Annotated in this window: 12 protein-coding genes; 11 read left to right on the top strand and 1 reads right to left on the bottom strand. The window is 74.3% G+C overall.

Features of this window, described 5'->3' with window-relative positions:
* The first annotated feature begins 101 nt into the window (after positions 1-101).
* Together K353_RS30165 and K353_RS30160 are read left to right on the top strand one after the other, a co-directional pair.
* Entirely contained in the window at positions 102-884 is a 783-nt protein-coding gene (locus tag K353_RS30165; protein WP_111556680.1) for an IclR family transcriptional regulator, read from the top strand.
* 51 nt (positions 885-935) lie between these two features.
* The gene (locus K353_RS30160) at positions 936-1,562 is read left to right on the top strand and encodes a GNAT family N-acetyltransferase (protein ID WP_111556679.1); all 627 of its coding nucleotides are present in this window, start codon (positions 936-938) and stop codon (positions 1,560-1,562) included.
* Positions 1,563-1,819: 257 nt separating this feature from the next.
* Here K353_RS30160 and K353_RS30155 read toward each other — a convergent pair whose 3' ends face one another.
* Positions 1,820-2,830, bottom strand: a complete 1,011-nt coding sequence (locus K353_RS30155) for a helix-turn-helix domain-containing protein (protein ID WP_111556678.1) — start codon at positions 2,828-2,830, stop codon at positions 1,820-1,822.
* Between the two features lie 287 nt (positions 2,831-3,117).
* On the opposite strand from K353_RS30155, the gene K353_RS30150 reads away from it, so the two are divergent.
* The 9 genes from K353_RS30150 to K353_RS30110 all read left to right on the top strand — a co-directional run bounded on the left by K353_RS30150 (position 3,118) and on the right by K353_RS30110 (position 11,615).
* Positions 3,118-4,395 (top strand): DUF3533 domain-containing protein, encoded by a 1,278-nt coding sequence (locus K353_RS30150; RefSeq protein ID WP_111556677.1) that lies wholly within the window; start codon positions 3,118-3,120, stop codon positions 4,393-4,395.
* Positions 4,396-4,683: 288 nt separating this feature from the next.
* Positions 4,684-5,652: an urea transporter gene (locus tag K353_RS30145; protein ID WP_111556676.1), complete on the top strand. Its 969-nt coding sequence runs from the start codon at positions 4,684-4,686 to the stop codon at positions 5,650-5,652.
* 89 nt (positions 5,653-5,741) lie between these two features.
* Complete coding sequence (locus tag K353_RS30140; RefSeq protein WP_111556675.1) at positions 5,742-6,047, top strand: urease subunit gamma; 306 nt, start codon at positions 5,742-5,744, stop codon at positions 6,045-6,047.
* Between the two features lie 2 nt (positions 6,048-6,049).
* A complete protein-coding gene (locus K353_RS30135) occupies positions 6,050-6,919 on the top strand; it encodes a cobalamin biosynthesis protein CbiX (protein WP_233533925.1) in 870 nt (289 codons plus the stop codon).
* A complete protein-coding gene (locus K353_RS30130; protein WP_111556674.1) occupies positions 6,916-7,422 on the top strand; it encodes an urease subunit beta in 507 nt (168 codons plus the stop codon). The genes K353_RS30135 and K353_RS30130 overlap by 4 nt, the downstream gene beginning before the upstream one ends.
* Positions 7,422-9,146, top strand: a complete 1,725-nt coding sequence (ureC, locus tag K353_RS30125) for an urease subunit alpha (RefSeq protein ID WP_111556673.1) — start codon at positions 7,422-7,424, stop codon at positions 9,144-9,146. The genes K353_RS30130 and ureC overlap by 1 nt, the downstream gene beginning before the upstream one ends.
* Positions 9,147-9,149: 3 nt before the next feature.
* Positions 9,150-9,908: an urease accessory protein UreF gene (locus K353_RS30120; RefSeq protein WP_111556672.1), complete on the top strand. Its 759-nt coding sequence runs from the start codon at positions 9,150-9,152 to the stop codon at positions 9,906-9,908.
* Positions 9,909-10,020: 112 nt separating this feature from the next.
* Positions 10,021-10,641 (top strand): urease accessory protein UreG, encoded by a 621-nt coding sequence (ureG, locus tag K353_RS30115; RefSeq protein ID WP_111556671.1) that lies wholly within the window; start codon positions 10,021-10,023, stop codon positions 10,639-10,641.
* A gap of 2 nt (positions 10,642-10,643) precedes the next feature.
* On the top strand, positions 10,644-11,615 hold the full coding sequence (locus K353_RS30110; protein WP_111556670.1) for an urease accessory protein UreD: 972 nt from the start codon (positions 10,644-10,646) through the stop codon (positions 11,613-11,615).
* Positions 11,616-11,635: the final 20 nt, after the last annotated feature.

The following is an 11,635-nucleotide window of genomic DNA, read 5'->3' as shown; positions in this document are numbered from 1 at the left end:
GCGGCCCTCCGCGGGGGCGAATATCCGGTGAGGGGACGGTGCGCGGGCGGTGCGCTGGCTACGCTGGGCGGAAGGCCGGACCGGCGGGGAGGGGCGGAGCCATGTCGACGGTGCGCAGGGGCCGGCGTGACGGGTTGCTCGGGCCGGGCGGGGGCGGGCCGTTCGGGGTGCTGCGGCGGGCGCTGCGACTGCTGGAGGCGGTCGACCGCCACCCGGCCGGGGCGACGCTGGCCGAGCTGTCCCGGGAGCTGTCCGTCCCGGAGGAGCAACTGCGGCCGCTGGCAGAGGAGTTGGAGACCGAGGGGTACCTGCTCGGACTGGACGGCGGCTGGGCGCTGGGCGGGGCGTTCACCCTGCTGGGCACCCAGCACCGGGAACCGGTGGTGCGGGCCCGGCTGCACCACCGGCTGGAGGAACTGCGCGAAGAGCTGGGCGCGGCCGTCTACTTCAGCCGCTACCACGACGGCGAACTCTCGGTGGAGGCGGTGAGCGCCGCCGAGGACGCCCCGGCGGTGCACGAGTGGGCGGACTTCCGGGCCACCGCGCACGCCTCCGCGATCGGCAAGTGCCTGCTCGCGCAACTCGACCACGACGCCCGGCTCGACCACCTGGCCCGGCACCCGGCCGCCCGGCTGACTGCGCGCACCATCACCGAGACCGACCGGCTGCTGCACCGGCTTGACCGGCAGCCCGCCACCGTCCCGGTGCTGGACCTCCAGGAGTACTCGATGGACACGGTCTGCGCGGCCGTCCCGATCGTCGCCGGGAGCACCGTCGGCTGCCTGGCCACCTCGCTGCCGGTCGCCCAGGCGCACCGGCTGCGCGAGGCCGCCGAGCTGCTGGCCGTCCGGGCGACCCCGCTGATGCTGGCGATGGCGGTCTGACCCCCCGTCGAACCGCTGTACGAACCGGGGGCGGGCGGCGAGGATGACCCGATGAACGCTCACCCGCCCCGGGCCGTCGTCCGGCCCTACCGGCCCACCGACCGGGCCGCCCTGTTCGACGTCTGCGTGCGCACCGGCGAGCTCGGCGGCGACTCCCGGCAGACCTACCCCGACCTCGACCTGCTGCCGAACATCTTCGCCGCCCCGTACGCCGAGCTCGAACCGGACCTGTCCTTCGTGCTGGACGACGGCGAGCGCGCGGTCGGGTACGTGGTGGCGACCGCGGACACCCCCGCCTTCGTCCGCCGCTTCCGGGACGAGTGGCTGCCCACCCTCGCCGACCGCTACCCGCGGCCGACCGGCGCCCCGGCCACCCCCAGCGAGACGATGATCGACCTGATGCACACCCCCGAGCGGATGGTGCTGCCCGAACTCGCCGACTACCCCGCCCACCTGCACATCGACCTGCTCCCCAGCCACCAGCGGGCCGGCTACGGACGGGAGCTGATCCACACCCTGCTGGCCGCGCTGGCCGCCAAGGGCGTCCCGCGGGTCCACCTCGGCATGGTCACCGCCAACACCGCCGCCCGCCCCTTCTACGACCGCCTCGGCTTCCACCCCGTCCCCGTCCCCGACCCGGGCCCGATCACCTACCTGGGCCGCCGCACCACCGACTGAGCCGCTCCGCCGGTTCCGGCACGCCGCCGACCCGTACGGCCGGGGAGGCCCGGCGGCCGGACCGGGGGCGATCCGGTCCGGCCGCCGGGACCGGGCCGGCCGACGCGTCCCCTCCAGCGCCGGTCGGGTCCCCCGTGGGCGGCTGTCACGTCGACCGCGAGGAGCCCCGAGCGGCCGGGGCCCCCTCACGTCGACCACGGTAGCCAGCCGGGTCCGCGCCGGGTTGGCAGCGCGTCGCCGGTGGGTTGGCGCCGCGTCTACTGTCCGCCGTCCAGGGACCGGTGGCGGTGGTCGCGCGGGGAGAGCCCGTACGCGGCGCGGAAGGCGCGGCTGAAGGCGTCGGGGCGCGGGATGCCGCAGCGGACCGCCAGGACGTGGACGGGGGTGCCGCGCAGCGCGGGGTCGGCGAGGTCGCGGTGGGCCCGCTCCAGGCGCCGGCGGCGGATCCAGGCGGCGACGGTCTCGCCGTCGTTCTCCTCGGTGAAGACCCGGTGCAGGTAGCTGACCGAGACGTGGTGCGCCCCGGCGATCAGCGCGGGCGTCAGCGCCGGGTCGTGCAGGTTGCGCCGGACGAAGGCCCGGACGTTCTCGACCAGGGCGCGCCGCCGGGCGGTCGGTGGCAGTTCGCCCGTCGCCTCGATCTCCTCCGCCAGCCAGGCGGCCACCAGGTCGAGGACGACCGGGCCCAGCCGCTCCGCGGCGGCGGGGCCCAGGTGGGCGGCCTGCCGGTCCAGGCTGAGCAGGAAGTCCGGCACCAGCCCGGCGGTGCCGGTCCGCGCGCGGAAGCCCCGGTTCAGCACCGACCGCAGCCGCTCCGGCGGCACCGGCAGCAGCTCGCTCGGGAAGTCGATGCCCACGGCGTCGACCCGGGGCCGGTCCGCCCCGGGCGGCCGGACCCCGAACGCCCGCATGTCGTACGGGCGGGAGCTGGTGACCAGGCTGAGGTCGCCGCGGTGGAACTCCCGGGCGGGCTCGTCGGGGAGGGACAGGCTCAGCACGCCGTCGAGCACCAGGGTCAGGTGCATGAGGGTGGGGTCGGAGCGCCGGACCCGGGTGGCGGAGCGCCGGAACCGCGCGTGCGGGAAGGACGTGCCGAGGAAGGTCACCGGCCCGAGCTGCAGGTGGCGCAGCTCGGCCTCGAACCGGTCGGCGTACGGGCTGCTGGTCTCGGCGTCCCGGGTCCGCGCGATCAGGTCCCGCCACCGCTCGAAGTACTCGCCCGGCTCCCCGTCCCGGGCGGGGACGCCGGGCCCCGCGGTCGTGGTCATGCTCGACCCCCTCCTGTCGGCAACGCCGTGCGGCCCCCCGACGGCGGGGCCAGCATGCCAGGCGCACCGGCCCGCCGGACCACCGGTCCCCGCCCGCCCCGCACCGCCGGGCCACTCACCACTGGCGGGGCATCGGCAGCGCTCGCGGTGAAAGGAGCCGACGGGACGCGAGTCCCTCCCCGCGGAATCTCCGTTTTGTGCATATCGTCACCCCAGTGCCCCGCCGGGGTACGAGGCCGGACCCCGACGGCGGGCCCCGGCCGTGGCAGACGACCGCGCGGAGCACCATGGCGAGCACCGGTACACCTCCCGGCCCCCCCGACCGTTCGGCCGACGCCGGACGGGTGCTGGGCCGCTGGAGGAACTGGCTGACCCCGGTGGTGCTCAGCGCCCTGGTCGCGCTGGGCCTGTCCCTGCTCTACATGGGCAACATCCTGACGCCGCAGAAGCACCTGCACCACATGCCGATCGCGCTGGTCGACTCCGACACCGGCCCGCCGCTGCCGGGACAGTCCCGCCCGCTCGGCGCGCAGATCGCCGACCAGGTGGCGGCCGGCACCCCGGCCGGCGAGATCGACTGGCGCCGGGTCAGCCGGGCGGAGGCCCAGCGTCAGCTCTCCTCCGGCAAGGTGTACGGCGCCCTGGTGGTCCCCGAGGACTTCTCCCGCGCGGTGGCCGCGCTGGCCACCTCCGACGCCCCGGCCCGCCCGAGGATCCAGGTGCTCACCAACCCCGGGACGGGCAGCCTCGGCTCTGGCATCGCGAGCCAGGTCAACCAGGAGGCCGTGCACCGGGTCTCGCTGGCGATCGGCGGGCAACTGGCCGCCACCGCCACCACGGAGACCGCCAAGGTGTTCCTGGCCGACCCGGTCGAGGCGGTCACCGAGGTGGGCCACCCGATCGGCGAGCACAGCGGCTCCGGCCTCGGCGCGTTCTACTTCACCCTGCTGCTGCTCCTGGCGGGCTTCATGACCGCCAACATCGTGCACGCCGGACTCGACGTCTCGATGGGCTTCGCGGACGCCGAGATCGGCCCCTTCCACCTGCGCGAACCCACCCTGCGGATCAGCCGCACCCAGGTCCTGCTGGCCAAGATGGGCATGACGGCGGCCGTCGCGCTGGTCTCCGCCAGCCTGGTGATGCTCGCCGCGATCACCGTCCTGGGCATGGAGGCCCCGCACGCCTGGCAGCTGTGGCTGTACTCCTACTGCGCCGTCACCACCGTCGGCCTGGGCGTGCTGGCGATCATCGCCGCGTTCGGCAACGTCGGGCAACTGATCGCGATGTTCGTCTTCATCGCCTTCGACCTGCCCGCCTCCGGCGCGACCGTGCCGCTCAGCGCCTCGCCCGGCTTCTACCGCTTCCTCGGGGTGTTCGAGCCGATGCGGCAGATGGTCGACGCCGTCCGGTCGATCCTGTACTTCGACGCGCAGGCCGGCGCCGGGCTGGTCCGCGGCTGGCTGATGCTGCTGCTGGGCGTCGTGGTGGCCCTGGCCTTCGGCTTCGGCATGACCCGCTACTACGACCGCCGGGGCATGCGCTTCGAGCCCGGCCACCGCTCCTGAGCCCCCGGCCCGGACCGCCGTCACCGCCGCCGGCCCGGGGCGTGCTCGGAGCGGGCGTGGCCCGGGGGCAGGGCCGGAGGGCCCGGTCGGTCCTTCAGGTCGAGGTACGGTTGGTCATCGGGCTCCTCCGGGGGACGCCGGGGGCCGATCGGGTGAAAAGCGCGAACACGTGGATGACCCGTCCGACCGGTCGGACGGAACGGGATAAGAAGTGGCAGGCGGTCATATTCGGTACGAATCACCGTATTTGACGCAGCCCGCCGGTCCGCGGACATTCGGGAGCGAGACGTGACGCACGGAGTCGAGGGGCGTTCCCGCAGCGCCCTGAAGCGCCCGTTGCCGGCCTACCTGGCCGCCTCGCTGCGCGGCGTCGGGCAGGTCGACCTGCAACCGCAGCTGCTCACCGGGGCGTTCATCCTCGCCGGGCTGTGGGCGGCCGGCTGGAAGGTCGGCCTGTTCGCCACCCTCGGCACGCTGGTCTCCACCGCCGCCGCCCACGCGTTCGGCGTCGACCGCGGCTCCATCGCGCTCGGCCTCCAGGGCTACTCGGGCTGCCTCACCGGCATCGCCCTGATCACCTCGCTCGGCAACCACCCCGCCACGTACGTCCTCGCCGCGGTCGGCTGCGTGCTGTGCACCGTCCTGACCGCCGCGCTCACCACCCTGCTGCGGCCCTACGGACTGACCGCGCTGACCGCCCCGTTCTGCGTCGTCTCCGGGGTGATGGTGCTCGGGGCGCCCTCCTTCGCCCGGATCTGGCACGGCGCGCCCGCCCCCGTCGCCGACCCCACCAGCGGCGACACCGGCATCACCTTCTCCGACCTGTGGCACGCCTTCTTCGCCAACGTCTCGCAGGTCTTCCTGGTGGACAGCTGGTACGTCGGCCTGATCATGCTGGTCGGCCTGGCCTGCGCGGGCGTCCGGGTGCTGCTGGCCGCCGCGCTCGGCTCGGTCGCCGGCATCGTCACGGCCTGGGCGCTCGGTGCGCCCACCGCGCAGGTCTCCGCCGGCATCTACGGCTACAACGCCGTCCTGGTCGGCATCGCGCTCGGCGCGGTCTTCCTGGCCGCCACCCCGTGGAACGCGGGCTACGCGCTGTTCGGCGCGGCCCTCTCCACCGGTCTGACCGCCGCCGTCACCTCGCTCTTCAAACCCTTCAACGGCCACACCTTCACCTGGCCGTTCATCCTCACCACCTGGGTGCTGCTGGCCGCCGTCCCGCAGCTGCCCAGGCTGCGGGCCGCCGCCGGCGGCTGAGCACCCCGCCGCACCCCGTCCCCGTCCCGTCCCCGTCCCCGTCCCCGTCCCGTCCCCGCCCCCGTCCCGTCCGAGGAAGGCATCCACCGATGAACCTCGCGCCCCGCGAGATCGACAAGCTGGTCGTCTACGTGGTCGCGGACCTGGCCCGCAAGCGCCAGGGCCGCGGCCTCAAGCTGAACTACAGCGAAGCCGTCGCGCTGATCACCGAAGCCATCCTGGAAGCCGCCCGGGACGGCAGGTCCGTCGCCGACTGCATGGAACTCGGCCGGCACGTGATCGGCATCGACGCCTGCATGGACGGGGTGCGGCAGATGCTGCCGCTGCTCCAGGTCGAAGCCTCCTTCGTGGACGGCACCAAGCTGGTCTCCGTGCACGACCCCATCGGCGGCTGAGGGTGTCCGGCACCCGGGTCCACGTCCTCGCGGTCTGCGGGCACGAAGCCGGGCACGGCACCGCCCTGCGGCAGCTCGCCGGGCCGGACACCACCGTGGTCACCAGCGGCCGGGAGCTCTACCGGGCGCTCGCCGCCCGCCCCGCCCGGCAGGACACCGCGGTCGTCCCGATGACGCTCGGCCGCGACCCCGGGCTGATCGCCGACGCCGCCCGCACCGTCCGCGCCCTGCCGTCCGACCTGCGCCGCACCACCGCCGTCGCCGATCCGTTCGGCGGCCCCGAGCACCTGGTCGGCTGGCTGCGCGCCGCCGCCTCCGCCGTCCCCGCCGAGGCCGCGCTGCTGCTCACCGCCCCCGGCGGCGACCCCCACCAGGACGCCGAGCTGGACCGGGTCGCCCACCTGGTGCGGCGGTACGGGCGGCACCGGCTGGTGCAGACCGCGCTCCTGGGCGGCGACCCGGACCCGGCCGAGGGCGTGCGCCGCTGCGCGCTGCTCGGAGCCCGGCAGGTCGCGGTGCTGCCCGCGTCCTTCCTGCCCGCCGCCCCGCCGCCGGCCCCCGCCGAGGTGACCGTCCTCGACGCCGGACCGCTGCTCGGGCCCGCCGCGCTGGCCGCGGTGCTCTCCGCCCGGGCCACCGCCGCCGTCCGCCGTCTGCACGACAGCGGCGAGGACGGCCTCGCGGCCGCCCTGGCCGCCGCCGACCGGCACGGTCCCGCCCACAGCCACGGGCCGGACGGCGGCCACGGCCACGACCACCACCCGCACCACGGGCCCGGGGCGGGCCACTCCCACGGCCACGCCCCGCCGCCCCCGGAGGCGCAGCAGCACCTCCACTCGTCCCCGCTGACGGCTGCAAGGAGTCACCAGTGAGTTTCGGCACGTACCTGTACGGCGACGGCGACATCGAGATCAACGCGGGCCGGCGCACCGCCAAGGTCGAGGTGGTCAACACCGGCGACCGGGCGATCCAGATCGGTTCGCACTACCACTTCTTCGAGGTCAACTCGGCACTGCGGTTCGACCGCGACCGGACGCTCGGCATGCACCTGAACATCCCGGCCGGCACCTCGGTGCGGATCGAGCCCGGCGGCACCCGCGAGGTCGAGCTGTGCGAGTACGGGGGCACCGGTCGGCTGGTCGGGTTCAGCGGCCTGCTCAACGGCAGCACGGTCTCCTCCCGGGCTCGCTTCGAGGCCTTCCACCGGGCCCTGGAACTCGGCTTCGAGGGCGCCGCGGAGACGCCTTCCGAGCAGCCGGGGGACGAGCCGGAGCCCGGGGGCAGGCCTGCCGACAAGCCCGCCGACAAGCCCGCCGGGAAGTCCGCCGACAAGGGCACGGGCAAGGGCTCCGCCAAGAAGAAGGGCGCCAACTGATGCCGATCATGACCCGTCGGCAGTACACCGACATGTTCGGTCCCACGGTCGGTGACCGCTTCCAACTCGCCGACACCAACCTGGTCGTGGAGGTGGAGAAGGACTACAGCGAGGGCCTGTACGGCGACGAGATCGTCTACGGCGGCGGCAAGAGCATGCGCGACGGCATGGGCGCCGACCCGCAGGCCACCGCCGCACAGGGCGCGCTGGACACCGTGATCACCAACGTGGTGGTGATCGACCCGGTGATCGGCATCGTCAAGTGCGACATCGGGATCAAGGACGGGCTCATCGCGGGGATCGGCAAGTCCGGCAACCCGCAGACCCAGAACGACGTCCACCCGCGTCTGGTGATCGGCCCCGGCACCGAGGCGATCTCCGGCGAGCATCTGATCGCCACCGCCGGCGCGATCGACACCCACGTCCACCTGATCTCCCCGCAGCAGGCCCAGCAGGCGCTGACCAACGGCATCACCACCCTGATCGGCGGCGGCACCGGCCCCTCCGACGGCTCCAACGGCACCACCTGCACCCCCGGCCCGTTCAACATCGCCCGCCTGCTGGAGGCGTGCGAGGACGTGCCGGTCAACATCGGCCTGATGGGCAAGGGCAACGGCAGCCTGCCCGGCGCGCTGGACGAGCAGATCGAGGCCGGCGTCTGCGCGCTGAAGGTGCACGAGGACTGGGGCGCCACCCCGGCGGTGATCGACGCCGCGCTGTCCGCCGCCGACCGGCACGACGTGCAGGTGGCGATCCACACCGACAGCCTGAACGAGTCCGGCTACTTCGAGAGCACCCGCTCGGCGTTCGACGGCCGCACCATCCACACCTTCCACTCCGAGGGCGCGGGCGGCGGCCACGCCCCCGACATCCTGCGGGTCACCGGCGAGCCCAACGTGCTGCCCTCCTCCACCAACCCGACGCTGCCCTACACCAAGAACTCGGTGGACGAGCTGCTCGACATGGTGATGGTCTGCCACCACCTCAACCACGACATCCCCGAGGACGTCTCCTTCGCCGACTCCCGGGTCCGGGCCGAGACCATCGCCGCCGAGTCGGTGCTGCACGACCTCGGCGTGATCAGCATGGTCTCCTCCGACTCGCAGGCGATGGGCCGGGTCGGCGAGTCCGTCACCCGCACCTTCCAGATCGCGCACCACTGCAAGGACCGGCGCGGCCCGCTGGAGGGCGACAGCGCCCGCAACGACAACCAGCGGGTGCTGCGCTACCTGGCCAAGGTCACCATCAACCCTGCCATCGCCACCGGCATCGCCGACCACGTCGGCTCGCTGGAGGCCGGCAAGCTCGCCGACATCGTGCTCTGGCCGATCCACTCCTTCGCCGCCAAGCCCAAGATGATCATCAAGGGCGGGATCATCTCCTGGGCCCAGATGGGCGACCCGAACGCCTCGCTGCCCACCCCCCAACCGGTGCTCTACCGGCCGATGTTCGGCCAGTTCGGCCGGGCCCAGCAGTCCACCCACGTCACCTTCATGTCGCAGGCGGGCATCGCCGCGGGCGTCCCCGAGCGGCTCGGCCTGCGGCGCAAGGTGCTGCCGGTGCGCGGCACCCGGGTGATCGGCAAGCACAACATGGTGCGCAACAACGCGCTGCCGAAGGTCGAGGTCGACCCGGAGACCTTCAAGGTCACCCTGGACGGCGAGGTCGCCACCATCGAGCCCGCCCAGTCCCTGCCGCTCAACCAGCTGTACTTCGTGGTGTAGCGGATGTTCCTCAGCCCGGACGACCGCCCGGAGCACCCGTCCCCCGAGCAGCCGCAGCCGCAACCGCCGCTGCTCGGGGGGCTGTCCGCGCTGCTGGTCAGCCTCCAGCTCGCCGACTCCGCGTTCCCCAGCGGCTTCTACACCCTCTCGCACAGCCTGGAGGGCTACGCCCAGGCCGGGGCCGTCACCCCCGACACGCTGCCCGCGCTGCTCGCCGACCTGCTGCGGCACGCCGTCGGCCCGGGCGACGCCACCGCCCTCGCGCTGGCCCACCGGGCCACCACCGCGGGGGAGCCGGACACCGTCGCCCGGGTCGACCGGCGGCTGTACGCGGGCAAGCTGAGCCGCGAGATGCGGCAGGCCGCCACCCGCACCGGGCGGCAGCTGCTCGACCTGGCCGCGGAGGTCTTCGACCGCCCCCCGATCGCCGCCTACCTGCGGCTGGTCGAGGAGCGCCGGGCCCCCGGATGCCAGGCCGTCGCGGCCGGCGTGGTGCAGGCCGCCGCCGGGGTGCCGGTCGGACAGGCCGTGGCGAGCGACCTATTCGCGTTCAGCGCCAGCTTCGCCGGGGCGGCGCTGCGGCTGCGGCTGACCGACCACCGCAGGGCCCAGGTGCTGCTGCGCGACGCGGCCCCCGTCATCGCGGAGACCGTCCGCGCGGCCCTCGCCCGTCCGGAGGCCGACCTCGGGTCGACCGCCTTCGCCTCCGACATCATGTCCGGCCGCCACGAGCGCGCCGAGGCACGCCTGTTCGCCAGCTGAACCGTCGGCAGCGGCCGCCCGTGGCGGCCGCCGGCAGCAACCACCAGTAGCAACCACCAGTAGCAACCACCAGTAGCAACCACCAGTAGCGACCACCAGAGAAGGAGTGCCCGTGGACGACAACGTCCTGCGGATCGGGATCGGCGGGCCGGTCGGCTCCGGCAAGACCGCGCTGATCGAGGCGCTGGTACCGGTGCTGATCGCCCGCGGCCACCGCCCCGCCGTGATCACCAACGACATCTACACCCAGGAGGACGCCCAGCACGTGCGCCGCACCCTGGCCGGGGTCCTGGACCCCGAGCTGGTGGTCGGCGTGGAGACCGGCGCCTGCCCGCACACCGCCGTCCGCGACGACCCGACCATGAACCTGGCCGCGGGCGCCGAACTCCTGGAGCGCTTCCCGGAGGTGGACACCCTGCTCTACGAGTCCGGCGGCGACAACCTGACGCTGACCTTCAGCCCGGTGCTGGCCGACGTGTTCGTGTTCGTGCTGGACACCGCCGAGGGCGAGAAGATGCCACGCAAGCGCGGCCCGGGCATCACCGAGTCCGACCTGCTGGTCATCAACAAGATCGACATCGCCCGGTACGTGCGCACCGACATCGAGGTGATGGAGGCCGACGCGCACCAGGTCCGCGACGGCAAGCCGGTCATCCTCACCAACTCGCTCGACGGCACCGGCGTGCAGGAGCTCGCCGACTTCCTCGGCAGCCGCCGCAAGGCGCTGATCTGACCGTGGCCACCGCCCCGCCCCGGCCGACGGCGGCGACCGCCGCCGACCGGCTCGACGCGGCGTACTGGTCCGCCGGCCGCCTCCCCGCGGAGGTGGCCGGCTGGGCCGCGCGCCCCGACACCCTCGCCCCCGGCTCGCCCGCCAAGGTCGGCATCCTCGACCTGGCCTTCGCCGTCCGCGCTGGCCGCACCGAACTCGTCGAGCGGTACCAGAAGACCCCGCTGCAGATCATGCGCCCGCTGTGGATCGACCCCGCCCGGCCCGACGCCGCCCACGTCTACCTGATGGCCACCGGCGGCGGCGTCACCCAGGCCGACCGCTACCGGATCGACGTCCGCTGCGGCCCCGGCACCCGGGTCCACCTCACCACCCAGGCCGCCACCAAGGTGTTCCGGATGGAGCAGGACTACGCCAGCCAGCTGGTCCACCTCGAAGCGGCCCCGGGCGCCTACCTGGAGTACCTGCCCGACCCGCTGATCCCGTTCCGCGACTCCCGGTTCTACCAGCGCACCACCGTCACCGCCGCCCCCGGCTCCACCGTGGTGCTCGGCGAGACGATCACCGCCGGACGGCTCGCCCGCGACGAGCGGCACGACTACCGGGTGCTCGCCACCGACCTGGAGATCGTCCGCCCCGACGGCACCCCGCTCGCCGTCGACACCCTGCGGCTCACCCCCGGCGGCGACCGGCGCACCGTCACCGGCCCCGCCGTGTTCGCCGGGCACGACCACCTCGCCACCCTGTTCGTGGTCAGCGACCTGCGGCCCGCCGCCGAGATCGCCGACACCCTGCACCGCGCCCTCGACGGCCGCGGCCTGCGGTACGGCGTCTCCACCCTGCCCGAGGACGCCGGCGCCTGGCTGCGCCTGCTGGAGGACAGCCCCGTCCGCACCGCCGCCGCGCTCGCCGACGCCTGGCGCGCCGTCCGGCTGCTGCTCACCGGCATCCCCGCCCCCGCCCTGCGCAAGACCTGACCCGCCCGCCCGTTCCAGGA

Origin of the sequence: Kitasatospora sp. SolWspMP-SS2h, assembly GCF_003259315.1 — a bacterium.
Classification (GTDB): Bacteria; Actinomycetota; Actinomycetes; order Streptomycetales; family Streptomycetaceae; genus Kitasatospora; species Kitasatospora fiedleri.
Note: the sequence above shows the minus strand (reverse complement) of the source record. Positions and strands in the feature narration are given on the sequence as shown.

Bases quoted from the DNA above. Each gene is read 5' to 3' on its own strand.
- K353_RS30165 (WP_111556680.1), top strand. From the start codon at position 102: ATGTCGACGGTGCGCAGGGGCCGGCGTGACGGGTTGCTCGGGCCGGGC.
- K353_RS30160 (WP_111556679.1), top strand. From the start codon at position 936: ATGAACGCTCACCCGCCCCGGGCCGTCGTCCGGCCCTACCGGCCCACC.
- K353_RS30155 (WP_111556678.1), bottom strand. From the start codon at position 2,830: ATGACCACGACCGCGGGGCCCGGCGTCCCCGCCCGGGACGGGGAGCCG.
- K353_RS30150 (WP_111556677.1), top strand. From the start codon at position 3,118: ATGGCGAGCACCGGTACACCTCCCGGCCCCCCCGACCGTTCGGCCGAC.
- K353_RS30140 (WP_111556675.1), top strand. From the start codon at position 5,742: ATGAACCTCGCGCCCCGCGAGATCGACAAGCTGGTCGTCTACGTGGTC.
- ureC (WP_111556673.1), top strand. From the start codon at position 7,422: ATGCCGATCATGACCCGTCGGCAGTACACCGACATGTTCGGTCCCACG.
- K353_RS30120 (WP_111556672.1), top strand. From the start codon at position 9,150: ATGTTCCTCAGCCCGGACGACCGCCCGGAGCACCCGTCCCCCGAGCAG.